At 65.0% G+C, this 23,511-nt stretch carries 21 protein-coding genes; 12 read left to right on the top strand and 9 right to left on the bottom strand.

Annotated features, from left to right (window positions below; genetic code table 11):
- The first annotated feature begins 30 nt into the window (after positions 1-30).
- The 9 genes from KY465_RS14535 to lpxB all read left to right on the top strand — a co-directional run bounded on the left by KY465_RS14535 (position 31) and on the right by lpxB (position 9,913).
- Entirely contained in the window at positions 31-774 is a 744-nt protein-coding gene (locus KY465_RS14535) for an isoprenyl transferase (RefSeq protein WP_219202566.1), read from the top strand.
- The gene (locus tag KY465_RS14530) at positions 771-1,610 is read left to right on the top strand and encodes a phosphatidate cytidylyltransferase (protein WP_255561682.1); all 840 of its coding nucleotides are present in this window, start codon (positions 771-773) and stop codon (positions 1,608-1,610) included. Before KY465_RS14535 ends, KY465_RS14530 begins: the two co-directional genes overlap by 4 nt.
- Positions 1,611-1,678: 68 nt before the next feature.
- Entirely contained in the window at positions 1,679-2,812 is a 1,134-nt protein-coding gene (rseP, locus tag KY465_RS14525) for an RIP metalloprotease RseP (protein ID WP_219202564.1), read from the top strand.
- A 195-nt stretch (positions 2,813-3,007) separates the two neighbouring features.
- A complete protein-coding gene (gene bamA, locus KY465_RS14520) occupies positions 3,008-5,386 on the top strand; it encodes an outer membrane protein assembly factor BamA (RefSeq protein WP_219202562.1) in 2,379 nt (792 codons plus the stop codon).
- A gap of 74 nt (positions 5,387-5,460) precedes the next feature.
- A complete protein-coding gene (gene lpxD / locus KY465_RS14515; RefSeq protein WP_219202560.1) occupies positions 5,461-6,534 on the top strand; it encodes a UDP-3-O-(3-hydroxymyristoyl)glucosamine N-acyltransferase in 1,074 nt (357 codons plus the stop codon).
- On the top strand, positions 6,531-7,004 hold the full coding sequence (fabZ, locus tag KY465_RS14510; RefSeq protein WP_219202559.1) for a 3-hydroxyacyl-ACP dehydratase FabZ: 474 nt from the start codon (positions 6,531-6,533) through the stop codon (positions 7,002-7,004). The genes lpxD and fabZ overlap by 4 nt, the downstream gene beginning before the upstream one ends.
- Positions 7,001-7,816 (top strand): acyl-ACP--UDP-N-acetylglucosamine O-acyltransferase, encoded by an 816-nt coding sequence (gene lpxA, locus KY465_RS14505; RefSeq protein ID WP_219202557.1) that lies wholly within the window; start codon positions 7,001-7,003, stop codon positions 7,814-7,816. Before fabZ ends, lpxA begins: the two co-directional genes overlap by 4 nt.
- Positions 7,817-7,820: 4 nt before the next feature.
- Positions 7,821-8,702, top strand: a complete 882-nt coding sequence (locus KY465_RS14500; protein ID WP_219202556.1) for an LpxI family protein — start codon at positions 7,821-7,823, stop codon at positions 8,700-8,702.
- On the top strand, positions 8,699-9,913 hold the full coding sequence (gene lpxB / locus KY465_RS14495) for a lipid-A-disaccharide synthase (RefSeq protein ID WP_219202554.1): 1,215 nt from the start codon (positions 8,699-8,701) through the stop codon (positions 9,911-9,913). The genes KY465_RS14500 and lpxB overlap by 4 nt, the downstream gene beginning before the upstream one ends.
- 52 nt (positions 9,914-9,965) lie before the next feature.
- Here lpxB and KY465_RS14490 read toward each other — a convergent pair whose 3' ends face one another.
- From KY465_RS14490 to gltA, 3 genes are all read right to left on the bottom strand, one after another.
- The gene (locus KY465_RS14490; protein WP_219202552.1) at positions 9,966-10,478 is read right to left on the bottom strand and encodes a type II toxin-antitoxin system YhaV family toxin; all 513 of its coding nucleotides are present in this window, start codon (positions 10,476-10,478) and stop codon (positions 9,966-9,968) included.
- A complete protein-coding gene (locus KY465_RS14485; protein WP_219202551.1) occupies positions 10,475-10,801 on the bottom strand; it encodes a type II toxin-antitoxin system PrlF family antitoxin in 327 nt (108 codons plus the stop codon). Before KY465_RS14485 ends, KY465_RS14490 begins: the two co-directional genes overlap by 4 nt.
- A gap of 271 nt (positions 10,802-11,072) precedes the next feature.
- A complete protein-coding gene (gene gltA, locus KY465_RS14480) occupies positions 11,073-12,362 on the bottom strand; it encodes a citrate synthase (protein ID WP_219202549.1) in 1,290 nt (429 codons plus the stop codon).
- Between the two features lie 378 nt (positions 12,363-12,740).
- Here gltA and KY465_RS14475 point away from each other — a divergent pair, with 378 nt between their 5' ends.
- The gene (locus KY465_RS14475; RefSeq protein WP_219202547.1) at positions 12,741-15,314 is read left to right on the top strand and encodes a ComEC/Rec2 family competence protein; all 2,574 of its coding nucleotides are present in this window, start codon (positions 12,741-12,743) and stop codon (positions 15,312-15,314) included.
- A 50-nt stretch (positions 15,315-15,364) separates the two neighbouring features.
- Here KY465_RS14475 and lexA read toward each other — a convergent pair whose 3' ends face one another.
- The 6 genes from lexA to KY465_RS14445 all read right to left on the bottom strand — a co-directional run bounded on the left by lexA (position 15,365) and on the right by KY465_RS14445 (position 21,762).
- Positions 15,365-16,081: a transcriptional repressor LexA gene (gene lexA / locus KY465_RS14470; protein ID WP_219202545.1), complete on the bottom strand. Its 717-nt coding sequence runs from the start codon at positions 16,079-16,081 to the stop codon at positions 15,365-15,367.
- A 112-nt stretch (positions 16,082-16,193) separates the two neighbouring features.
- The gene (locus KY465_RS14465) at positions 16,194-17,417 is read right to left on the bottom strand and encodes a molybdopterin molybdotransferase MoeA (RefSeq protein WP_219202543.1); all 1,224 of its coding nucleotides are present in this window, start codon (positions 17,415-17,417) and stop codon (positions 16,194-16,196) included.
- Between the two features lie 4 nt (positions 17,418-17,421).
- The gene (gene moaC, locus KY465_RS14460) at positions 17,422-17,955 is read right to left on the bottom strand and encodes a cyclic pyranopterin monophosphate synthase MoaC (RefSeq protein ID WP_219202541.1); all 534 of its coding nucleotides are present in this window, start codon (positions 17,953-17,955) and stop codon (positions 17,422-17,424) included.
- A gap of 2 nt (positions 17,956-17,957) precedes the next feature.
- Positions 17,958-18,773 carry an indole-3-glycerol phosphate synthase TrpC gene (gene trpC, locus KY465_RS14455; RefSeq protein WP_219202540.1) on the bottom strand — a complete coding sequence of 272 codons (816 nt, stop codon included), beginning with the start codon at positions 18,771-18,773 and terminating at the stop codon, positions 17,958-17,960.
- Positions 18,774-18,776: 3 nt separating this feature from the next.
- The gene (gene trpD / locus KY465_RS14450; protein ID WP_219202538.1) at positions 18,777-19,808 is read right to left on the bottom strand and encodes an anthranilate phosphoribosyltransferase; all 1,032 of its coding nucleotides are present in this window, start codon (positions 19,806-19,808) and stop codon (positions 18,777-18,779) included.
- A gap of 64 nt (positions 19,809-19,872) precedes the next feature.
- A complete protein-coding gene (locus KY465_RS14445; RefSeq protein WP_255561681.1) occupies positions 19,873-21,762 on the bottom strand; it encodes a SurA N-terminal domain-containing protein in 1,890 nt (629 codons plus the stop codon).
- Positions 21,763-22,011: 249 nt separating this feature from the next.
- Here KY465_RS14445 and tpiA point away from each other — a divergent pair, with 249 nt between their 5' ends.
- Both tpiA and secG read left to right on the top strand, forming a co-directional pair.
- A complete protein-coding gene (tpiA, locus tag KY465_RS14440; protein WP_219202534.1) occupies positions 22,012-22,782 on the top strand; it encodes a triose-phosphate isomerase in 771 nt (256 codons plus the stop codon).
- Positions 22,783-22,937: 155 nt separating this feature from the next.
- The gene (gene secG, locus KY465_RS14435; RefSeq protein WP_219202532.1) at positions 22,938-23,423 is read left to right on the top strand and encodes a preprotein translocase subunit SecG; all 486 of its coding nucleotides are present in this window, start codon (positions 22,938-22,940) and stop codon (positions 23,421-23,423) included.
- The last annotated feature ends 88 nt before the right edge of the window (positions 23,424-23,511 follow it).

The following is a 23,511-nucleotide window of genomic DNA, read 5'->3' as shown; positions in this document are numbered from 1 at the left end:
CGCCGGTGTGCAAGTGGGAGGCGCAAACGCATGCAGGGTCTCGACCCCTCGAAGTTGCCCCGTCATGTCGCGGTCATCATGGATGGCAACGGCCGATGGGCCAAGGCGCGCGGCCTGCCGCGCACGGCCGGCCACAAGGTCGGGGTCGATCGGGTCCGCGAACTTGTCCGCTCCGCCAGCGAGCTGAAGATCGACTATCTGACGCTGTTTGCGTTTTCCTCCGAGAACTGGAGCCGCCCGCAGGAAGAGATTTCCGACCTGATGGGCCTTCTCAAGCTGTTCATCCGCAAGGATCTCGACGAGCTGGCACGCTCCAATGTGCGCATCCGCGTCATCGGCAGCCGCGATTCCCTGCAGGACGATATTTGCGCCCTGTTGCGCGAGGCAGAGGACCGCACCGCCGCCAACAGCGGCGCCACGCTGATCATCGCTTTCAACTATGGCGGCCGCGACGAGATCGTCCGCGCCATGCGCAAACTGGCCTGCGCCGTGCGCGATAAAGCGCTGCAGCCCGATCAGATCGACGAGACGCGCCTGGCCGAACTGCTCGACACCGCAGCCATTCCCGATCCGGATCTGGTGATCCGCACAAGCGGCGAACAGCGGCTGTCCAACTTTCTACTCTGGCAGGCGGCCTATGCCGAACTGGTCTTCGTTGACAGCCTGTGGCCGGATTTCGACAGGGCCGCCTTTCATCAGGCCTTGAATGAATATGCCAGCCGCGAGCGCCGATTCGGAGCCGTTGCGGCGCCCGGCCTGGCCGTCGGCTCATGATCAGATCCGAACTTGGCCTGCGCGTGATCTCGGCGATCGTGCTGGCAGTGCCCGTCCTCGCGCTCACCTGGGCAGGCGATCTCTGGTTTCGCGCCCTGGCGGCCCTGCTGGCGCTGCTCATCTACTATGAATTCGCGGCCATCGCAGCCCTGCGCCATCGCCAGCTGGTCGGCTGGGCGCTTGGCTGGGGCGCCACGGCCCTGGCGGCGGCCCTGCTTGCATGGGGCGCATTTTTCCAGGCCTTCGGCGCCGTCGCGCTCGCCGCCGCAATTGCTCTCGGGATCGCGCTCGTCAAGCGGCAGGCCCCCTGGACAGCCACGGCCATCTTCTATGCCGGCCTGTTCGCGCTCGCCCTGGCCGCCCTGCGCGGCAGCGGCGCCGCCGGCCTCATCGTGCTTGTGTTCATCCTCGCAATCGTCTGGGCCACCGACATTCTCGCCTATTTCTGCGGCCGGGCGCTCGGCGGGCCGAAGCTGGCGCCGGCGATCTCGCCGGGCAAGACCTGGTCCGGCGCGCTGTGCGGGGCCCTGGCCGGGGTGATCGCCGGCAGTGCCATCGCCCTGGCTCTGGGAATAAGCTTCACCGTGACGCTGCCGCTGGTGGCGCTGATCCTGTCGATCGCCTCGCAGATCGGCGATCTGTTCGAAAGCTGGGTCAAGCGTCGTTTCGGCGCCAAGGATTCCAGCCGCCTGATTCCCGGTCATGGCGGCGTCATGGACCGCGTCGACGGCCTTGTCTTTGCCGTTTTCGCCGCGTTTATTCTGACCATGCTGATGCCGTCGGCGGAACAGGGGGCCGGCGGCGGCGAGTTTGCCGCAAGGTTGCTCGGGCAGTAGAACGACCGGCGCTTCGGTGCCGCACCATGATTCAAAGGCCGCTTTGAGCGCGGCGGGACGGGACCACAATGGAATACCTGGCTTCATTCTGGGGGCTGCTGACCGGCTATCTTCTGCCGTTTCTCATCGTCCTGACGCTTGTCGTCTTTGTGCATGAAATGGGCCACTATCTGGTCGGACGCTGGTCGGGCATCCGCGTTCTCACCTTCTCGGTCGGTTTCGGTCCCGAACTGCTCGGCTTCAACGATCGCCACGGCACCCGCTGGAAGCTCTCGGCCATTCCCCTTGGCGGCTATGTCAAGTTTTTCGGCGACGAGAATGCCGCCAGCGTGCCGGACCACGCGGCGGTGAATTCCATGTCGGACGCCGAGCGCGCCGGCGCCTTTCCCGCCGCAGCGCTGTGGCGCCGCGCCGCCACGGTCGCCGCCGGTCCGATTGCCAACTTCATTCTCGCCATTGCCATTTTCGCGGTGTTTTTCGCGGTCAACGGCCGGATGATCGCCGACCCCGTCGTCGCCGACGTTACCGCGGGCAGCGCCGCCGAGACCGCCGGCGTGCAGCCGGGAGACCGCATCGTGGCGCTCGACGGCACGGCAGTCCGCACCTTCGAGGATGTGCGCCGTTATGTTTCGCCGCGTCCCGAAGTCCCGATCCTGATGACGGTCGACCGCGACGGCGAGACGTTCGATCTGGCGCTCACCCCGGCCCGCACCGCCATCACCGATGGCTTCGGCAACACGATGGAGGTCGGCCAGATCGGCGTCGTGACCGACCAGGCCGCGGGCAGCTTCCGCGTCGAGCATTATTCCCCGGTGGCGGCGGTCGGGCAGGGGGCTCTCGAGAGCTGGTTCATCGTCGAGCGCACATTCTCCTACATCGGCAACATCATCGTCGGACGTGAAAAGGCCGACCAGCTTGGCGGACCGATTCGCGTCGCGCAGGTTTCGGGGCAGATGGCGACCCTCGGATGGGCGGCGCTGATCCAGCTCGCGGCCGTGCTGAGTGTGTCGATCGGGCTTCTCAACCTCATGCCGGTGCCCATGCTCGATGGTGGACATCTCGTCTTTTATGGCATAGAGGCGGTGCTGGGACGACCACTTGGAGAGGCCGCCACGGAGTGGGCCTACCGGTTCGGACTGATGGCCGTTCTGTCGCTGATGCTGTTCGCGACATGGAACGACGTGACAATGCTGATTGGGTGAGCTTCGGGGCGTGCTTGACTGATTATTAACGATAAACTGACCGATCCGTGGCCAAACAGCCACGCCGGCGAGCGAAGTAAACGGAAATTAACCACCACACTTGTTTGTGGGACAAAAGCGGGTACAACGGCTCTTGAGGGGACTCAAGCCACGTGAAGCTGCTTGGGGACATCGGGTAAAAAGGTAAGTGGATTAATGAAGGCCGGTTCAAATCTCTTGAACGCTGTGTCGGCGTTTGCATTGTCAGCAGGACTGGTGACGGCAGGCGCAGGGGCGGCAACGCTTTCGGCGGTTGCCGTGGCCCAGGCTGCGGTTGTCAACTCCATTCAGGTGCGCGGCAACGAGCGTGTTGAAGCGTCCACCGTGCGCAACAACATCACGATCAAGCCCGGACAATCCTTCAACAACAATGACATCGACGAATCGGTCAAGCGCTTGTTTGCCACCGGTCTGTTCTCCGATGTCCGCATCAGTGTTGCCGGCGGCGCGCTTCTGGTCACCGTCTCGGAAAACCAGATCGTCAACCAGGTCGTCTTCAACGGCAATCGCAAGCTCAAGGATGCCCAGCTTCGCTCGGTCGTCCAGATCCAGCCGCTCGGCGCCTACAATGACGAGATCCTGCAGGCCGACATTGCGGCGATCGAGGACGCTTACGATGCCATCGGGCGCAGCGATGCGACCGTGTCGACGCGTCTGGTCCCCGTCGATGGCGGCCGCATCAACATCGCCTTCGAGATCAATGAAGGCGATCGCACCAAGATTTCCTCGATCAATTTCGTCGGCAACCAGGCCTATGGCGATGGCCGTCTGGCCGACGTGATCAGCACCAAGCGGTCCAACTTCCTGTCCTTCCTGTCGCGCAAGGACGTCTATGACGACGACAAGCTGCGCGCCGACGAGGAATTGCTGCGCCGCTTCTACTACAATCACGGCTATGCCGATTTCCGCGTCATCTCCTCCTTTGCCGAGCTCGACGAACTCAGCAACGAATATGTGGTCACCATCACCGTTGAGGAAGGCGAGCGCTACACCTTCGGCGAGATCAATGTCGAGAGCACGGTTGCCGGTCTCGACGGCGCGCAGTTGCAGCGTCTCGTCAAGACGCGCAGTGGCAATGTCTACAGCGCCGAAGATGTCGAGGACACCATCCTTGCCATTTCCGACCGCGTGGCCGGGCAGGGCTATCCCTTCGCGCAGGTCACCCCGCGCGGTGATCGCGATTTCGCCTCGCGCACCATCTCGGTGACCTATCTCGTCGACGAGGGCACGCGCGCCTATATCGAGCGCATCGAGATCATGGGCAACACGCGCACGCGTGACTATGTCATCCGCCGCGAATTCGACCTGTCGGAAGGCGATGCCTTCAACCAGGTGCTCGTGCGCCGCGCCAAGAAGCGTCTGGAAGCACTCGGTTTCTTTGAATCGGTCGACATCTCCACCCGTCCGGGGTCCGAGCCCGATCGCGTTGTCCTGATCGTCAATGTCAAGGACCAGGCGACCGGCGAATTCGGCATCGGTGGCGGCTATTCCAACACTGACGGCTTTTCCGCCACGCTCGACATTTCCGAGAAGAACTTTCTCGGTCGCGGCCAGTTCATCCGCGGTTCGATCGGCAAGGGCGAAGACACCCAGACCTACTCGTTCTCGTTCACCGAGCCCTACTTCCTTGGCTATCGCCTGGCGGCCGGCTTCGATGTCTACAAGAATGAAGACTCCAGCTACGATGGGTTTGACACGGTCAGCCAGGGCATCAACCTGCGGATCTCCGCACCATTGACGGACGATCTGCGCGCCTCGCTGTCCTACAAGTTCAACAGCACCGACTACTCCGACGTCGATGTCTCTTCGATCGAATCCAATCCCTATGCGAACGAAGTCAACATGGGCGGCCGCAACACCTCGGCGCTGGCCTATTCGCTGGTCTACAACACGCTTGACGACCAGCAGCTGCCACGCGAAGGCATGGTGGCCCGGTTCTCGCAGGAATTTGCCGGCCTCGGTGGAGACGCGGATTACCTGCAGACCACGGCCAAGGCGACCTATTTCCACATGCTCAGCGACCAGTCCGACATCATCGGTTCGGTGTCGGTCGGTGCCGGCCATGTCATGGCCACCTCGGGCGATCTGAGCGTCTTCGACCATTTCTTCCTTGGTCAGGACGTCATTCGCGGCTTCGACTCGCGTGGCTTTGGTCCGCGCCTGCAGAACGCTGACATGAGCTACGCCGATACCGCCGGCGGCACCACCTACTTCAACGGTAGCCTGGAAGCCTCGGCGCCCTTGCCGCTGCTGTCGCGTGATCTCGGCCTGCGCTTCAACGTCTTCGCGGATGCCGGCACGCTGTTCGGCAATGACATTGCCAGTGCGTCGCTCAACTGTGCTACGGGCGCTGCAGCCTCCTGCACCACCCAGACCGTGGTTGGCGATGACATGGAATGGCGTGCTTCCGTCGGTCTCGGCATCACCTGGGCATCGCCCTTCGGCCCGCTGCGCGTCTATTACGCCGAGCCGGTTGTCAAGGAAGCCTACGACGAGACGAAGAAGTTCGGCTTCGGCGCCTCGACGCGCTTTTAAATCCAGAGCGCGCGCCGTTCCGGCCTGATCCGGGCAGGGGCGCGCGTTCTGTCTCAATTCGAATTGGTCCGGCAATGACCACCGATCCCGCTTTTTCTGATTCAGACGGTTTGACCGTTGCTGATGTCGCGACCCTGTGCGGCGCGGCACTATCAGACCCGGCAATGGCGTCGACGCGCCTTGTGCGCATCGCGCCTCTGTCGCGCGCCGGCGCCGGCGAGATCACCTTCATCAAGGCGCGCCGCGCCCGCAACCAGCTTAAGCAGTCATCCGCATCCGCCGTGTTGTGCTCGGCGGAGCTTGCCGAATTCGTACCGCAAGGCGTCGCGGCCCTGATCGTCGACAATCCCGAGCAGGCTTTCGCCCAGGTCGCGGCCCGCTTGCACCCGGAGGCCATGCGCCCGCAGCCGATCGAGGCCGGTGCCGGCATTTCCCCGGGCGCCAGCATCGCCGCCAGCGTACGCCTCGAGGCCGATGTGACCGTCGAAACCGGCGCGGTGGTCGGTGACGGCGTGGAGATCGGCAAAGGCACGCTGGTGTCCGCCAATGCCGTGATCGGGGCCGGCAGCAAGATCGGACGCAACTGCGTCATCGGACCGAACGTCACCCTCGTGCATGCTTTGCTCGGAAACGGCGTCATCGTGCATGCCGGCGCGCGCATCGGCCAGGACGGCTTCGGCTACACCGCCGGGCCGGCCGGGCTCTTGAAGATCCCGCAGATCGGCCGTGTCATCCTGCAGGACAATGTCGAGATCGGCGCCAACACCTGCATCGATCGCGGCGCCATGGACGACACGGTGATCGGCGAGGGGACGAAGATCGATAATCTCTGCCAGATCGCCCACAATGTGCGTATCGGCCGCCATTGCGCTTTCGCCGGCATGGTCGGCATTGCCGGCAGCGTCACCATCGGCAGCGGGGTGATGATCGGCGGCGGAACCGGCATCAACGGTCATGTCTCGATCGGCGACGGGGTGGTGCTGGCCGGGTTCTCCGGTGTGCACGGCGACATACCGGCGGGAGCGCAATGGGGCGGAATTCCGGCGCGCCCGTTGCGCGGCGCGATTCGCGATGGTCTTGACGCGATCAACCGGGCGAAACACCTTGAGAGCGGCAGGGCCACAGAAAAGGGACGGCGGGGACCATGAGCGAATCGACGCAGACCACACTCGAGACCATGGAAATCATGGCGATCATGCAGCATTTGCCGCATCGCTATCCCTTCCTGCTGGTCGATCGAATTACCGACATCAATGGCGATGACAGCGCCGTCGGCATCAAGAATGTGACCATCAACGAGCCGCATTTTCCTGGCCATTTCCCCAATCGGCCGATCATGCCGGGTGTGCTGATCATTGAGGGAATGGCGCAGACCGCCGGCGCCATCTGCGCCCGGCAACTGGGCGAGGGCTCCGCCAGCGTGTTCTTCATGACGATCGACAATGCACGCTTCCGCAAACCCGTGGTTCCCGGCAACCGGCTTGAATATCACGTCCAGAAAACCAAGCGGCGCGGTGCCATCTGGAAATTCCACTGCGATGCGATCGTCGACGGCAACAAGGTTGCCGAGGCGGACATCGGCGCCATGATCGCCGAGCCGGAGACAAACGAGCAATGAGCATATCGACGAGCGCGCAGATCCATTCGACAGCGGTTGTTGAGGACGGCGCCACCATTGGCGATGAGGTCCGCATCGGCCCCTTCTGCCTGATCGGCGCGCAGGCAACGATCGGCGCCGGCAGTGAATTGATGAGCCACGTCGTCGTTTCCGGCCGGACGACCCTCGGTGCGCGCACCCGCGTCTTCCCGCAGGCCGTCCTTGGCGGCGAGCCGCAGAATGTGCGCTACGCCGGCGAAGACACGCAACTGGTGATCGGCGATGACTGCGTCATCCGCGAGGGCGTCACGATGCACCGCGGCATGCCTGATCATGGCGGCCTGACCAGCGTCGGCAGCAACGGGCTCTTTCTCGCCTACAGCCATGTCGCGCATGACTGCCGCGTCGGCGACAATGTCATCATGTCGAACAATGTCATGTTGGGCGGCCATGTCGTTGTCGGCGATCACGTCATCATCGGCGGCGGCGCCGGTATCCATCAGTTCGTCCGCGTCGGGCATCATGCCTTCATCGGCGGGGTGGTCGGCGTCACCAATGACGTCATTCCGTTCGGCATGTGCACCGGCTGGCCGGCGGCGCTGAGCGGAATGAACATTGTCGGCATGAAACGCGCCGGCTTGAGCAAGGCGCAGTTGCACGAGGTGCGGGCCGCCTACAAGGCGATCTTCGAGGCCGGTGCGCCGATCCGCGAAAACGTCGAGAAATTGAAAGCCGCCGGCATCAACAATACGATCGTTCGTCACATTGTCGACTTCATCGATGCCGATCGGGAACGCGCTCTGACCTCGCCCCAGCGTCACCAGCGGACCTGAGCAGATGGCGGCGAAGACACGTTTCGCCATCATCGCCGGCGGCGGTCGCCTGCCCGAACATGTCGCCCAGTCGGTTCGGCAGGCCGGCGAAGAACCGTTCATCCTCGCCTTGCAGGATGAAGCCGACCAGGACTGGACCGGCTTTGCGCATCACTATGCGCCGCTCGCCGATTTTCGCCGCATCGCCCGCCTGTTGCGCGCCAACAACGTGGCCCGTGTGGTGCTGTCCGGCAGCATTCAGCGGCGGCCTGAATGGTACCAGGCGCGTCCGACTCTGCGCTCGCTGAAATGGCTGCCCGTCGCCTTCCGCTCCATCATCCGGGGGGGCGACGACATGGCCCTGCGCATGGCGATTAGCCTCCTCGAGAATGAGGGATTTTCGGTCGTCGGCGCGCATGATATCGCGCCGGATCTGCTCGCCGATCTCGGTCCGCTCGGCACGTGCAAGCCCGCCGCCGCCGATTGGCGGGACATCGAACAGGGGCGCCGCGCCGCGCTGCATCTCGGCGCGCTCGACGTCGGGCAGGGGGCGGTGGCGGTCTCCGGCCGGGTCATCGCGCTTGAAGGGCTGGAAGGCACGGATGAAATGCTTGATCGCGTCGCCGGGCTGCGCGCCAAGGGCCGATTGCCGCGCCGCGCCGGCGGTGTCCTTGTCAAGACGTGCAAACCGGCCCAGGAGCGCCGCGCCGATCTGCCATCGATCGGTCCGCGCACGGTGGAGAGGGCCGAGCGGGCCGGGCTCTCGGGCATTGCCGTGGAAGCCGGCTGCTCGCTGGTGCTCGATCGCGATCAGCTCATCGAAGCGGCCGATGCCGCCGGCCTCTTCGTCTTCGGCCTTGCCCCCGGCGCACCGGCGGAAGATGCGCCGACGGAGGTGTCAGAATGACGGCGCCGCGCATTGCGATCATCGCCGGAGAAGCATCCGGTGATACGCTCGCCGCCGGGCTGGTCAACGCCCTGAACGCGCGGCTCGACACCCCGGCTGAACTGGTTGGCGTCGGAGGACCGCAACTGGTCGATGCCGGGCTGAGTTCCCTGTTCGACTACACCGAATTGTCGCTGATGGGCTTTTCCGAGGTGATTGCCAAATTGCCGCGTCTTCTGGCCCGCATCCGCCAGACGGCGCAGGCCATCATTGCCGCGCGGCCCGACTGCCTGATCATTGTCGACAGTCCGGACTTCACCCATCGCGTCGCCCGCCGCGTCAAGGCGCAATGCCCCGATCTGCCGGTCATCAACTATGTCTGTCCGACTGTCTGGGCGTGGAAGCCCGAGCGTGCCGCCAGGATGCGCTCCTATATCGACCACGTCCTGTCGGTGTTGCCCTTCGAGCCGGAGGTCGTTGCACGCCTTGGCGGCCCGCCGCTGACCTATGTCGGCCATCGCCTGACCAGCGTGCCCGGATTGACCGCGGCGCACGAAGCGCAACAGAAGCGCCGCGCAGCCTTGCAGGAGGGGACCGGCCCCCGCGGCATGCCGGCCTCCGGCGACAAGGAGGCCGCGCCCCTGACCTGCCTTTTGCTGCCGGGCTCGCGCCGCGGCGAAATCACCCGGCTTGCCGCCGACATCGGGCAGTCCGCCGCCATTCTTGCCGAGCGCCAGTCATCGGTGCGCTTTCTTCTTCCCGTGGCGACCGGCCGCGAGGAACTGTTGCGCACGGCCATGGCCGGCTGGACGGTCCCGGTCGAACTGGTCGAGGGAGAGGCGGCGAAATGGCAGGCCTTCGGCGAGGCTGATGTCGCAATCGCGGCTTCCGGCACCGTGCTTCTGGAACTTGCTCTGGCCGGCGTGCCGGCGGTCTCGCTGTACCGGGTCGATTCCCTGTCGCAGCATTTCACGCATCTCATCAAGACCTGGTCGGCCGCCTTGCCCAACCTGATTGCCGACCGGGTCGTCATCCATGAATTTTTCCAGCAGATGATCCGGCCCGAACGCATTGCCCGCATGGCGGAACAGCTCGCCCGCGACGGCCTGACACGCCGCGCCGCGCTCGCAGATCTCGATCTGGTTCACCGGCGCATGCAGGTGCCACGACAGCCAGAGGACAGGGCCGCCGACATCGTTCTGGAGCTGCTGCGCCGCGGTAGCGCCGCATAGCGAGGGTCCCCTTGAAGGGTGGCATTGGCGCCTGCCGGCTGTCTTCCCGAGCTTAGCGGCCAGGCGTATCCTTGAGGCCTTTCTTGAACCGCTCCGCCGCCCGCATGGCCTCTTTCATGAGCGTGTCGAAATCATCTGGCGGGTCGCCGCTCTCCAGCATCCCCTTGAAAGTCGCATAGGCATCAGTCCTGCTGTCATAGGCCCGCAAGGTCTTCTCGTCGTTCACCCATGCAAGCACAATGACCTTTGCGTCGCTGTTGAACCTGTAGAACAGCCGATACTGTTCGAAGAATTTTGCCCGGAACCAGTGCTTCCGGTGATCGCCGAGGGACGCGCCCTGCCGGAATGCTGCGGCGCCCGGATCAGCCGGTATCGTCCCGGTTAGCAGCTTGTAGATTGCCGCCAGCCGTTTCGTGCAGTTTTTCCTGTGCCAGTCTCGGGGGGCGCGCAGCTTGCGCTCTTCGACCTCCTTGATCAGCGCTTCGAGCTGCTCGAGAATAATCGGGTGCGCATAGATCGACCATCCATTGACGACGAGCGGCGCTTCCGCGGCCCCGCCAGTCATTCGTTCTCGGGCGACAGCGGCTCATCGAGATTGACGTCAACATCTGAGACCATTGCCTCAAGTCGGTCATGCAGGGCGCCGTCAAACGCCCGGAGGCGTTCCGGATGCGCCATTATATCCGCTTCGACGAAATCGAGGAATGCGCCGAGCGCGGGATCTTCCTCTTCGGCTCGAACGGCCTCGATATAGACCCGGCCGCTCGCCTCTGTGCAGTAGCGAATCTTATCGCCCTTGCCCAGTTGCAGCTGCTTGCGCACGCCGCTCGGCACGGTCGTCTGATAGCGATCGGTGAGTTTTGAGACATTATCAGCGAGCGGAGCCATGGCGAGTCCCGAAAAGATTGGGCGTATGCAACACCGGCAAAGGTAATGCATCTGCATTGTCATTGCAAACCGAGCGAGACGATCCGCTGCCGGGGCACAGGGGGCCAACCTTCCGACGCAAAAGGCCGAAACCCCGCATAGCTGACCACCACAACTTGCGGAGACCCAACGAAAAAGGCGCCCGAAGGCGCCTTGATTGCTCATGTCAGTCATCGCGCCAGAGAGCGGCGATCATCGCCGGTCAGCGCCAATCAGCGCCGGTCAGCGCCGGTCAGCGCTTGTCCATCGGCACATAGTCGCGCTGCGGCGAGCCGGTATAAAGCTGCCGCGGCCGGCCGATCTTCTGGTTCGGGTCCTCGATCATCTCGCTCCACTGGGCGATCCAGCCGACAGTCCGAGCCAGCGCGAACAGCACCGTGAACATTGTCGTCGGGAACCCAAGCGCCTTCAGCGTGATCCCCGAGTAGAAATCGATGTTCGGATACAGCTTCTTCTCGATGAAATAGTCGTCGGTCAGCGCGATACGCTCAAGCTCCATCGCCACGTCGAGCAGCGGATCATCCTTGATCCCCAGTTCGCCGAGCACCTCATGCGTGGTCTTCTGCATGATCTTGGCGCGCGGATCGTAGTTCTTGTAGACGCGATGCCCGAAGCCCATCAGGCGGAACGGATCATCCTTGTCCTTGGCACGGGCGACGAATTCCGGAATGCGCTCGACCGAGCCGATTTCCGACAGCATGTTCAGCGCCGCTTCGTTGGCGCCGCCATGCGCCGGCCCCCAGAGGCAGGCGATACCGGCGGCAATGCAGGCAAACGGATTGGCCCCCGACGAGCCGGCGAGACGCACCGTCGACGTCGATGCATTCTGCTCGTGGTCGGCATGCAGGATGAAGATCCGATCCATGGCACGCGACAGCACCGGGTTGGGCTCATACTCCTCGCACGGCACGGCAAAGCACATATGCAGGAAGTTCGAAGCGTAATCGAGATCGTTCTTCGGATACACGAAGGGCTGGCCGATATGGTACTTGTAGGCCATCGCCGCCAGGGTCGGCATCTTCGCCACCATGCGCATCGACGCCACCATCCGCTGATGCGGATCGGTGATGTCGGTTGAATCGTGGTAAAAGGCCGACAGGGCGCCAACGCAGCCGCACATCACGGCCATCGGATGCGCGTCGCGGCGGAAGCCGGTGAAGAACCGCGACATCTGCTCGTGCACCATCGTGTGGCGGGTCACACGGTAATCGAAATCCTGCTTCTGCGTCGCCGTCGGCAGTTCGCCGTAAAGCAACAGGTAGCAAACCTCGAGAAAATCGCCCTGTTCGGCCAGTTGATCGATGGGATAGCCGCGATGCAACAGGACGCCTTCGTCGCCATCGATGAAGGTGATCTTCGATTCGCATGACGCTGTCGAGGTAAAGCCCGGATCATAGGTGAACGTGCCGGTCTTCTTGTACAAAGCGCCGATATCGACAACATCCGGGCCGAGCGTGCCGCTGCGGACTGAAAGATCGACGTCCTGCGCCCCCATTGTGAGTTTCGCGGTACTATCGGCCATGGCTTCTCCCTCCGGCTTGTCCGCACCGGCAGGAACTGCGCGGCGCGTCGGGTCAATTTCGTACCGGTTAGCTATATGATTTCCTTGCCTGTGCCAAGTTACGCCACGGGCAAATTGTGCAATGCGTCATTCTCAGCGCAGAGCAAGGCACCGCACGCGGCATGCGCACCGTCCCGCGGACGCATATCCGGCTCGGCCGCACCGGGCTTTCAGGGAACCGGCATCCGGCATTCATTCCGGCGCGACCGCGCCAGGGCGGATTGTACTCGGTTGAAATGCTGCGCTATGCTCCATTTGCGGTAGCAATGACGGCTGACGACAGTCAGCGATGCGCCTTGCGTATCGCGGCAGGGCTGCGGGTGAACGGGGAGGGTGGGGATGCGCACAGATCGCCTTGCCGCCCTGCGCGAAAGCTGCAATCGGGCGATCGAGCGGGAACGCCGCCACGGCCTGTCCTTCCTGTTGGCGCCCGTCGCCCTCGGCCTTGGCGCAACAACCTATGCGCTGTTGCCGCGTGAGCCGCTTGTCTGGCCGCTGCTGCTGGCCTTCGCCGCGTCGGGGATGGGCGCCGCAGCCTTGCACCGGCGCGGGCAGGCGGCTGCGGTCCTATTGATGCTGATGGCACTGGCGCTGGCCGGGATCCTTGCGGGTCGCCTCGAGGCGCAGCGCCTGCCGCCGCTTCTTGACGGGCGTGTCGTCACCACCCTCACCGGGCGCATTCTGTCGCGCGATATCGATGCAAAGGGCAGGGTGCGTTACCTGATCGCCGTCGCCACCACCCGCGAGCCGACCTTGAAGCGGCCGCCGCGCCGGGTTCGCGTGCTGGCGCGCGAGGGGCCGCCACCTCTGCCGATCGGCTCAAACATTGCCGGGCGCGCCATGCTCTCGCCGCCCTCCGGGCCGGCCTATCCCGGCAGCTATGATTTCGCCCACGCGGCTTTCAGCCGCCAGATCGCCGCCTATGGCTTCTTTTTTGGGCCGCCGCGTGCCCTCGCGGACGCGCCCGGTGACAATGCCAGCCTGTCGATGATCTTGCGCGCAAAGCTCAGCCTCGACCGCATCCGCGACAAGATTTCGGCGCGGGTCCGCCAGGTGGCGCCGGGCGATGGCGGCGCCCTGATCGCTGCCCTGTCCGTATCGGACCGGCGCGGGATTTCCGAGCGCACGGTGGATCAGCTCCGCGCCACCGGACTTGCGCATATTCTGGCCATTTCCGGCCTGCATATGGCACTCGCTGCCGGCACGGTTTTTGCCGCATTCCGCAAGCTGTTCAGTTTCTGGCCCCGCCTGGTGGAGACACGGCCGGTCAAGAAATATGCGGCTGCCGCGGCGATGCTGGTTGCCACCGGCTATCTGCTGATCTCCGGCGCCGGCATTGCCACCCAGCGCGCCTGGATCATGATGATCGTGATGTTCGGCGCCATCCTGTTCGACCGGCCCGCTTTGACCATGCGCAATGTCGCCATCGCCGCGGCCCTGATCCTCCTGATCTCGCCCTCGGCGGTGGTATCACCCGGCTTCCAGATGTCCTTTGCCGCCACCGGGGCGCTGATCGCCGCCTATGATATCTGGGTCCGCCGTCCCGGCTCCATGCGGTCGCCATCCCCGCGGGCAAGCGGGCTGGCCAGCCAGGCTGCGCACGGCCGCCTGCTGGCTGCCGCTGGCCGCGCCCTGAACGCTGTTGCGCGGCTCCTCGGCGGCCTCGCCATGACATCGCTGGTTGCCGGCCTGGCCACCGGCGCTTTCGCGGCCTGGCATTTTCACCGCATTGCCGTATTCGGCCTTTTGGCCAATGTCGCGGCGATGCCGATTGTCACCTTATGGGTGATGCCGGCCGGCCTGCTCTCGCTGCTCGCCATGCCTTTCGGACTTGATCACTGGCCGCTGCGTCTGACCGCACAGGGCCTTTCCCTGGTCATCGCCATCGCTGCCACCCTTGCCGAATGGGGCGGCGACCGCTCCACCGGGCGATTGCCGCTGCTCGCCATGGCGCTGCTCGTTGCCGGACTGATCGCGCTGATCGTGCTGCGCACGCGTTTGCGCGCCGGCGGCGTGGGTCTCATCCTGATTGGCGTCATTCTGATGTTGCCGCCCTTTCGCCCGCCGCGGCCCGATCTTCTTGTCAGCGAAGACGCGCGCCTCGTTGCAATGCTGAGCGAGAACGGCATCGCCGCCAACGCCGATCGCCCGAACAGCTTTCTGTTCGAGCAATGGACCGCCGCTTATCCGCATGCCGCATTGGTGCCACCGCAGATGCAAGCCGCGCCAGCGCCGCCGACAGGGCCACCAACTGTGCTCCCGCCCGAGCCGATAACTGCGTTCGGGGCGGGCACCATGTTTGCGCAGGAACTGGCAAGGCAGGCCGCGGCGCAACAGGCATTGGCCGAAAGCCAGTTGCTGCATCTGATCGCCGCCAGCCGCAAGGCACCGTCGCAATTCCTGTGCAGCACGCGCGCCATGTGCGCGGCGCGGTTTCGCGAGCGCACGATTGTCGTTATCGCCCGTCCGGACACGATCGGCCTCGCCTGCGATCATGCTGATCTCGTCATCCTTGCCGCCGCCATCCGGATGCAGCACTGCCGTTCCGGCGCCGAGCTAATCACCGGACGCATGCTGCGGCGCAGCGGGGCACTGGCCATCTCTTTGCCGCTCGATGCCGCTGCGCAGCCGGTTGCCGGCGCCGGAATGAAGGCCCAAGCGCCGGCGCGGTCGAGCAAGGACAGCGGCGCACCGCAAACCGGTCCGCCATCGCCGATAACCGTGCGTTCCGCGGTGAAAGGGATCATTCGGCCCTGGACCGTGCAGCGCTATTACGACTGGCGGCGCGATGCATTCCTGTTTCCGGACGCTGCCGCCGCGCGTGCCCGTATCGACGCGGCCGACCGCAGCCGGACCTGGCAACTGCGGCCCGATACCTCGTCAGACATCGTAAGCCGCTCTGATCGGCCATGAGTCGCCACAAGCTGCGCCAAACCGTCGTGATCGCCGCGGAGGACAGCTGCCTAGTGGTAGCGGCGAATGAGGCCGACCAGCTTGCCCTGCACCTTGACGCGGTCCGGGCCGAATATCCGGGTTTCATATTCCGGATTGGCCGCTTCCAGGGCGATCGATGCGCCCTTGCGCCGAAACCGTTTCAGCGTCGCTTCCTCGTCATCGACCAGCGCCACGATGATGTCGCCGGGATTGGCGGTCGAACCATTGCGGATGATCACCGTGTCACCGTCGAAGATCCCGGCATCGACCATGGAATCGCCCTTGACCTCGAGCGCGTAATGATCGCCCGCACCGAGCATTTCCATCGGCACGGCAATGTCGTGTGTGTTGTTCTGGATCGCCGAAATCGGCACGCCGGCCGCGATCCGGCCCATCATCGGCACATGCGCGGCCTGATGATCATTGTCGGCGGCCGGCGGGTCGCGGCGCACCGGTTCCACTGCCTTGCCCCGGCTGCCCTCGATGACGCTCGGCGAAAAGCCACGCCTCGGCTGCAGGGCCGACTGATAGCTGTCGGGCAGCTTGATCACTTCCAGCGCCCGCGCCCGGTTGGGCAGGCGGCGAATGAAACCGCGTTCCTCAAGTGCCGTGATCAAGCGGTGAATCCCCGATTTGGACGCCAGATCCAGCGCATCCTTCATCTCGTCGAAGGAGGGGGGAATACCGGACTCCTTCATCCGCTCATTGATGAAGAGCAACAATTCCTGCTGTTTGCGGGTCAACATCGGGCCGCCATCCTCGCGCTTGCCGTATGAAACAAAACCGGAACAACTTTTACATGTTCCTTATGTGTTCTGCAAGTCCCGAAAGTGGCGTCGTGTGCGCAGCGGCCTGCGGCTAGCCGAGTAGCAGGACGTCGACCTGCGCCCCGGCGGGCGCCTCAGGGGCATGCGGGGGCCGGATGATCAGGCAGTCGGCCTCGGCGAAAACGCGCATCAGCGACGAATCCTGCTCGGCGAGCGGAACCGCGGTGAGCGTTCCGTCGGCTGCCGTCTCAAGCCGTCCACGCATGTAATCCTGACGCTCAGAATTGGCCTTCAAACCTTTGGAAAGACGCGCTTTTCGAATGCGGTTGGGCGAATTGCGTCCGGCCAGGATAGCCACCAGAGGCTCGAGAAAAAGATAGCCGCAGACCATGCTCGATGCCGGGTTGCCCGGCAGGCCGAGAATGCGCAATCCGTCAAGCCGCCCGGACATCAGCGGCTTGCCCGGCCGCATCGCAATCTTCCAGAAATCCAGCGCCATGCCGCGCGCCAGCATCGCCTTTTGCACCAGATCATGATCGCCGACAGAGGCGCCGCCGATCGTCACCAGCACGTCGGCGTCGTGGCCCAGCGCCGAATCAATTGCCGAATCGAGCGCCGCCATGCTGTCTCCGGCGATACCGAGATCGAGCACCTCGCCGCCCGCCGCCTGCACCAGCGCCGCAATACCAAAACTGTTCGAGGCAATGATCTGTCCGGGCTGCAGCGGCTCTCCGGGCAGGCGCAACTCGTCACCGGTCGCCAGGATCGCCACTTTCGGCCGGGCCCGCACTGATAAATGCGGGTGGTTCATGGCCGCCGCTAGCATGATCGCCGCCGGGTCAAGCAACCGCCCGGCCGGCAGTCCGGCATGGCCGTCGCGAAAATCGATCCCGGCAGGCCGCACATTCTGGCCACGCCTTGCGGCCGTTTCGATGCGCACCCGCTTGTCGCCGTCGGCGCTGTCGATCGCCGCGCACTCTTCCTGGATGACCACGCTGTCAGCGCCGTCGGGAAGCGGGGCACCGGTAAAGATGCGCACCGCCTCGCCGGCCTTGACCGTCCCCTCGAACCCATGCCCGGCGGCGGCAACGCCTGTCACAGCCAGGGTGGCGCCGGGCGCCTCGGCATCAGCGGACCGCACCGCATAGCCATCCATCGCCGAGGCTGAAAACGGCGGCTGCGTCCTCAGCGCCGGCAGGTCTTCGGCCAGCACACGCCCGGCCGCAGCGTTGAGCGGCACGCGCTCGCTGCGCGCAAGCGGCGCGGCATCGCCTGTCACGCGCCTGAGGGCTTCGGCTACCGGGATCAGCGCCATGCTGTCATCCTTCCTGTGCGGGGGGCGCATCGAGCGTGAAATCACCCGACTGACCGCCCGATTTCGCAATCACCTGCATACCGCCGATCTGCATGCGCCGATCCACCGCCTTGGCCATGTCGTAGATCGTCAGGCATGCCACGGACACCGCCGTCAGGGCTTCCATCTCGACGCCGGTGCGTCCGGTCAGCCGTGCCGTCGCCGTCACGGTGAGGCCGGGCAGGGCCGGATCAGGCACGATATCGACGGCGATCTTGCTCAGCGCCAGAGGGTGGCAGAGCGGGATGAGCTGCGCCGTCTGCTTTGCCGCCATGATGCCGGCCAGCCGCGCCGTGCCGAGAACATCGCCCTTCTTCATGTCGCCGGCGCGGATCAGCTCGAGGGTTTCGCGCGCCATCCGCACATGCCCGACCGCCGTGGCAACCCGCAGCGTTTCCGCCTTGCCGCCGACATCGACCATCTCCGCCGAGCCGTCCTCGGCCAGGTGGGTGAGGTGGTCTGCCGGGCGCCCGGCATCGCTCTCTGCGCCGCCGGGCATCGCTACAGAACCGCCGAGGGCAGGGCGTCCTGGCCGAGCAGCGCCCGCGTCGCCGCGGCCACATCCGCCTGCCGCATCAGGCTCTCGCCGACCAGATAGGTGGAAATGCCGCTGGCTTTCAGCCGCGCGCAATCGGCGGGTGTAGAAATTCCGCTCTCGCCGACCAGCAGATGCCCCTCAGGCACCAGCGGCGCCAGACGCTCGCTGGTTTCCAGCGACGTTTCGAAAGTCCGCAAATCGCGATTGTTGATGCCGATCAGCCGGCTTTCCAGCTTCAGGGCCCGCTCAAGCTCTGCCTCGTCATGCACTTCGACCAGAACATCGAGACCGAGCGTCATGGCCGTCTGCTCGAGGCTGCGCGCATCGCGGTCGGACACCGCCGCCATGATGATCAGGATGGCGTCGGCGCCCCATGCACGCGCCTCGTGTACCTGGTAGGGATCGAACATGAAATCCTTGCGCAGCACGGGCAGGGACACCGCATCGCGCGCCGCGCCGAGATATTCCGGCGCCCCCTGGAAGGAGGGCTTGTCGGTCAGCACCGACAGGCACGCCGCGCCGCCCTCCTCATAGGCACGCGCCAGCGCCGGCGGATTGAAATCCGGCCGGATAAGGCCCTTCGAGGGGCTTGCCTTCTTGATCTCCGCGATCAGTCCGGGCTCACCCGCCGATCGTTTGGCCGCCAGCGCCGCGAGAAAACCGCGCGGCGGTTCAGTCTCGGCACTCAGCGCGGTCAGCTCGCTGAGCGGCCGGGCCGACTTGGCGGCGGCGATCTCGTCGCGCTTGTAGGCTTCGATCCGCTCGAGAATATCGCTCATTGCTTAGTCCTCCTTGGCCGGCGCATGCGCTTGCGAGCAGGCCACCAGCCGCTCCAGCCTGTCCAGCGCCGCACCGCTGTCGAGTGCCTTTGCAGCCAGTTCGACGCCATCCTGCAGCGTTTCGGCGCGTCCGGCCACCATCAGCGCTCCGGCGGCATTCAATACGGCGATGTCGCGATAGGCCCCGCGCGTTCCTTCCAGCACGGCCCGCAGCGCCTTGGCGTTATGCGCGCCGTTGCCCCCCTTGAGCTGCGCCAGATCGACCCTTTGCAGCCCGGCCGCTTCCGGGGTGATGTCGAAGGAGCGCACCTGTCCGTCCTCGAGAGCGCAGACCCGGGTCGCACCGGTGGTGGTCATCTCGTCGAGACCGTCCCCGTGCACCACCCACACCCGCTCCGAGCCGAGATCCCGCATCACATGCGCCAGCGGCTCGAGCCATTGCGGCGCAAAGACCCCGAGCAGTTGCCGGGTCACGCCGGCGGGATTGGACAGCGGGCCGAGCAGGTTGAAGATCGTGCGCGTTCCCAGTTCCACGCGCGAGGGTCCCACGAAACGCATCGCCGAATGGTGCGCCGGCGCGAACATGAAACCGAGCCCGGCCTCACGGATACAGGCGGCGATTCCGGCCGGCTTCAATTCGATATTGATCCCGAGCGCCGCCAGTGAATCCGCCGCGCCGGACTTCGAGGACAGGGCGCGGTTGCCGTGCTTTGCCACCGGCACGCCGCACCCGGCGACGATGAACGCCGCGCAGGTGGATACATTGTAGGTGCCGGATCCATCGCCGCCGGTGCCGACAATGTCGATGGCGTCGTCCGGCGCCTCCACCGGGATCATCTTCTCGCGCATCACCCGCACCGCGCCGGCAATTTCGCTTTCGGCCTCGCCGCGCACCCTCAGCGCCATCAGAAACCCGCCGATCTGCGAAGGCGTCGCCTCGCCGGACATCATGGCGGCGAAAGCGCCACGCGCCTCCTCGGCACTCAGCGCCGCGCCATCGGCAACCTTGGCGATGAAACTTTTCATGTCGGCCATTCCAACTCCTGTCTGCGCTCGCGCCAGAGGCCTGTCTCGCGGCGGTGCCGGGCCAATATTCCGATCAGTAGGAAATGGCGCGTTCGGCGAGCGTGCGGTTGACCTCGACTCCGTAGCGCGTGCGCAGATCGGCAACCAGCTGATCGAGAATATCATCGGCAATGCGGCTTGAGAAATTGCTGCGCTCGGCTTCGCTCAGCGCCTCGGCGCTGGCATCCGATGCATCATTGACCGCCGTCACCTGGAAGATGATGCGGTTTGCACCCGAGGCATCGCTCGCCACGCCCGCATGCCCGGCCGGACCGCCAAATGCCGCCTGCACCGCGGCTTCGCCGAATACCGGCCCCTGGCCGTCACGCTGCAGCGCATATTTCTGCTCGACCGCCAGGCCCAGCTCGCCGGCAATCTCCTCGAGGCTGTCGCCCTCCTTCAGCCGCTCAGCCAGCTCCGTTGCCCGGGCGCCGAGCGCTTCAGCCATCTGTTCGGACTTCCAGTCGGCAATTACCGTCTCGCGCACCTCGTCCAAAGGCCGCTGCCGCTCCTCGGTGACCGCCTCGACCTGGTACCAGACGAAACCGTCCGAGCCGATCGCCAGTGGCGGCAATTCCACGCCGACCTCGGCCTCGAACGCGCCCTGCAGCAGATCGCGCGACACCGGCAGGTCACTGCGCACGGTGCCGTCGGGATCCCGTCCGGTCCGGTCGATGGCCTCCACCGTCACCAGATCGAGCCGCTGGGATGTCGCCGCCTCGCCGAGCGACGAGCCGCCCGCCAGGGCATCCTCGATCGAATCATGCACGTTGAGCACCTGGTCATAGGCTTCCGCCAGGGCCATCTGCCGGCGCAGTTCCGCCTCCATCTCTTCGAACGACTTGACGCTCGCCGGGTTGATCGCGGCAACCCGCAGGATCACCGGACCGAAGGGGCCATCGACCACGCCGGTTGTCCCGCCCGCTGCCGATACGGCGAAGGCAGCCTCGCCAATCGCATCGGATGGCGCATCTTCCTGGCTGAAGCTGCCAATGCGAAGATCGGAAGGCGAGCGGCCCTGTTCCTCGGCGCTCGTATCGAAACTGGCGCCCGATGCGAGACGTTCCGCAGCACTCTCGGCCGCTTCCCGGTCGCTGAACACCAGCTGATCGACGGTGCGCGTCTCGGCGGTCGTGTAGCGGTCCTTGTTGGCCTCGTAATCGGCGCGCACGGCGTCTTCGGCGATCGCCTCCGGATCGGTGATGTCTTCCGGCTCAAGCTTGAGATAGGTGATCTTGCGATACTCGGGCGCCACATAACGGCTTTTCTGCGCGTCGTAGAATGCAGAAATCTCCGCGTTGGTGGGCTCTGCCACCGGATCGAGGGCGTCCGGGGTGAGAAGGATATAGGCCACATCGCGGCTTTCCGCCTGGTACTGGGCGAGGGCCGTCAACAGCGCGTCCGGCGCGTCAAGTCCATCGGCGACCGCCTCGACGATCTGCGAACGCACCGCCACCTTGCTGCGGCTGGCTATGTAATCGGCCTCGCTCATGCCGACCGAGCTGAGAATGCGGGCAAAATTGTTGCGGTCGAAGCGGCCGTTGAAATCGTGGAAGGTCGGATCGTCGGCCACAAGGCGGGCCAGCCGCTCATCCGACAGTCCGAGATTCATCTTGCGCGCCTCTTCGTCAAGCGCCGCGCCGGCGATCACCGCGCCGAAGGTGCGCTCGGGCACCCCGAAGGCGCGCGCCTGCTCGCTGGTGAGCTGCGTGTTCAGCTGCCGCCCGAGCGTCGCCATCTGCCGGTTATACGCCAGCCGGTATTCGTTCGGCGTCACGATCGTCTCACCGACGGACACCACCGCACTGCCGGTGCCGGAGAACATGGAGCCGCTGATTCCCCAGGCGCCGAAGGCGGCGACCAGCAAAACGAGGAGGAGTTTGGCAACCCAGCCGCGGGCGCCCTTTCGAAGTGTGTTCAGCATGTAAGCTCCGGCCTGTGGCACCGCGATGGGAGACGCGGGCATTTGCAACTGAGACCCTTTAGACGATCGCCTGCGCTTTTTGAAGGCCCCGCCGGTCGCCAACGCACCTGATCGGGTGAGCGGCCATCGCTGACAGCCGGGGACGGAGGAGGGCGCGGCCGGTCTTCGTCGTTGGCAAGCGGCGAGCGCTTTGCTATTGCCCACCCCAGCGCCCGGGAAGAACCGCCGGAAAAAGCAGAGGACAGCTGAATGACGCCGAATATTCGACCGCTCGTCGCGGGCAACTGGAAGATGAACGGGCTGCGCGACAGTCTCGCCGAAATCAAGGCGATCTGCGAGGGTGTCGAAGAGCCGCATTTCGAGCGCATCGATACGCTGATCTGCCCGCCGGCCACCCTGGTCTACGTTGCCACCGCACTGGCGGAAAACTGCGCTCTGCATATCGGCGGCCAGGACTGCCATTCTCAGGAGAGCGGCGCTTTCACCGGCGATGTCTCGGCGGCAATGCTCGCCGATTGCCTGGCCAGCTACTGCATCGTCGGCCATTCCGAGCGCCGGACGCTGCATGGTGAAGACGACCTGACGGTCCGCGCCAAGGCCGAGGCGGCCATTGCCGCCGGGCTGACAGCCATCATCTGCATCGGAGAAACCGAAGACGAGCGCCGCGCCGGCAAGACGCTCGACGTGCTGCGATCGCAACTCAGCGGCTCGGTGCCGGAAACGGCGACGGCGGCCAATACGGTCATTGCCTATGAACCGGTGTGGGCCATCGGCACCGGCCTGACGCCGACAACCGAGGACATCGCCGCCGCGCATGCCTTCATGCGCCAGGCCCTGACGATGCGCCTTGCCGATGAGGCGCAAGCCATGCGGCTTCTGTATGGCGGCTCTGTCAAGCCGGGCAATGCCGGCGAGCTGATGGCGATCGAGAACGTCGATGGCGCCCTTGTTGGCGGCGCCAGCTTGAAAGCCGAGGATTTTCTCGCCATCTGTGAGGCTTACCGCGCTCTGCTCGGCTGAAAAGCCGAATGTGCTGATGGTGCAGCTTCAAGCCGCAGCTCGCATGCTCTTGCAGGACGCGTGGCACTTGGAAAACCGCTGCGCCTCGTGTAAAGAGCGGCAAAATTCGCTGAAGGAACGCCCCGTGTCGGGCGCTCCCTGATCAGGAAGACCCCATGCAAACCGTTTTGATCGTCATCCACCTCATGATCGTGCTCGCCCTCGTCGGCGTTGTGCTCATCCAGCGCTCGGAGGGTGGAGGCCTCGGCATCGGCGGCGGCTCCGGCTTCATGTCGGCGCGCGGCGCGGCCAATGCACTCACGCGCACCACAGCCATTCTGGCGGCCGCCTTCTTCGCCACCTCGCTGGCGCTCGGCATTCTCGCCCGTTACGGTCCGTCCTCGACCGACATTCTCGATCGCATTCCGACCGAAACGCAGGGCACCGGCGGCGGTATTCTCGATCAGCTCGGCGGCGGCAGTGACCCGGATGCGGCCCCGGCGAATAACGCGGCCGTGCCGTCCGGAAACGTTCCCAATGCGGAAGTGCCGACAGATGTGCCAACGGATGCACCGGCTAATACCGGCGAATCGCCGCCCGCCGCCACCCTGGCACCGGCTGACAGCCAGAATGATCCCGCCGGCGTTCCGACCGGTCAGTAGGGCGGCACGGTCCCAAGGACCATCTGAAGATATCATTCGCCCCGCGTGGCTACGGGTTTCGCGGGGCTTTTCATTGCTTGAAGCGCTG

The sequence above is a fragment of the Neohoeflea coraliihabitans genome (assembly GCF_019334345.1).
Classification (GTDB): domain Bacteria; phylum Pseudomonadota; class Alphaproteobacteria; order Rhizobiales; family Rhizobiaceae; genus Pseudohoeflea; species Pseudohoeflea coraliihabitans.
The sequence above is the reverse complement of the archived record's forward strand: the minus strand, read 5'-3'. Positions and strand labels throughout refer to the sequence as shown.

Bases quoted from the DNA above. Each gene is read 5' to 3' on its own strand.
- KY465_RS14535 (WP_219202566.1), top strand. From the start codon at position 31: ATGCAGGGTCTCGACCCCTCGAAGTTGCCCCGTCATGTCGCGGTCATC.
- KY465_RS14530 (WP_255561682.1), top strand. From the start codon at position 771: ATGATCAGATCCGAACTTGGCCTGCGCGTGATCTCGGCGATCGTGCTG.
- rseP (WP_219202564.1), top strand. From the start codon at position 1,679: ATGGAATACCTGGCTTCATTCTGGGGGCTGCTGACCGGCTATCTTCTG.
- bamA (WP_219202562.1), top strand. From the start codon at position 3,008: ATGAAGGCCGGTTCAAATCTCTTGAACGCTGTGTCGGCGTTTGCATTG.
- lpxD (WP_219202560.1), top strand. From the start codon at position 5,461: ATGACCACCGATCCCGCTTTTTCTGATTCAGACGGTTTGACCGTTGCT.
- fabZ (WP_219202559.1), top strand. From the start codon at position 6,531: ATGAGCGAATCGACGCAGACCACACTCGAGACCATGGAAATCATGGCG.
- lpxA (WP_219202557.1), top strand. From the start codon at position 7,001: ATGAGCATATCGACGAGCGCGCAGATCCATTCGACAGCGGTTGTTGAG.
- KY465_RS14500 (WP_219202556.1), top strand. From the start codon at position 7,821: ATGGCGGCGAAGACACGTTTCGCCATCATCGCCGGCGGCGGTCGCCTG.
- lpxB (WP_219202554.1), top strand. From the start codon at position 8,699: ATGACGGCGCCGCGCATTGCGATCATCGCCGGAGAAGCATCCGGTGAT.
- KY465_RS14490 (WP_219202552.1), bottom strand. From the start codon at position 10,478: ATGACTGGCGGGGCCGCGGAAGCGCCGCTCGTCGTCAATGGATGGTCG.
- KY465_RS14485 (WP_219202551.1), bottom strand. From the start codon at position 10,801: ATGGCTCCGCTCGCTGATAATGTCTCAAAACTCACCGATCGCTATCAG.
- gltA (WP_219202549.1), bottom strand. From the start codon at position 12,362: ATGGCCGATAGTACCGCGAAACTCACAATGGGGGCGCAGGACGTCGAT.
- KY465_RS14475 (WP_219202547.1), top strand. From the start codon at position 12,741: ATGCGCACAGATCGCCTTGCCGCCCTGCGCGAAAGCTGCAATCGGGCG.
- lexA (WP_219202545.1), bottom strand. From the start codon at position 16,081: ATGTTGACCCGCAAACAGCAGGAATTGTTGCTCTTCATCAATGAGCGG.
- KY465_RS14465 (WP_219202543.1), bottom strand. From the start codon at position 17,417: ATGGCGCTGATCCCGGTAGCCGAAGCCCTCAGGCGCGTGACAGGCGAT.
- moaC (WP_219202541.1), bottom strand. From the start codon at position 17,955: ATGCCCGGCGGCGCAGAGAGCGATGCCGGGCGCCCGGCAGACCACCTC.
- trpC (WP_219202540.1), bottom strand. From the start codon at position 18,773: ATGAGCGATATTCTCGAGCGGATCGAAGCCTACAAGCGCGACGAGATC.
- trpD (WP_219202538.1), bottom strand. From the start codon at position 19,808: ATGGCCGACATGAAAAGTTTCATCGCCAAGGTTGCCGATGGCGCGGCG.
- KY465_RS14445 (WP_255561681.1), bottom strand. From the start codon at position 21,762: ATGCTGAACACACTTCGAAAGGGCGCCCGCGGCTGGGTTGCCAAACTC.
- tpiA (WP_219202534.1), top strand. From the start codon at position 22,012: ATGACGCCGAATATTCGACCGCTCGTCGCGGGCAACTGGAAGATGAAC.
- secG (WP_219202532.1), top strand. From the start codon at position 22,938: ATGCAAACCGTTTTGATCGTCATCCACCTCATGATCGTGCTCGCCCTC.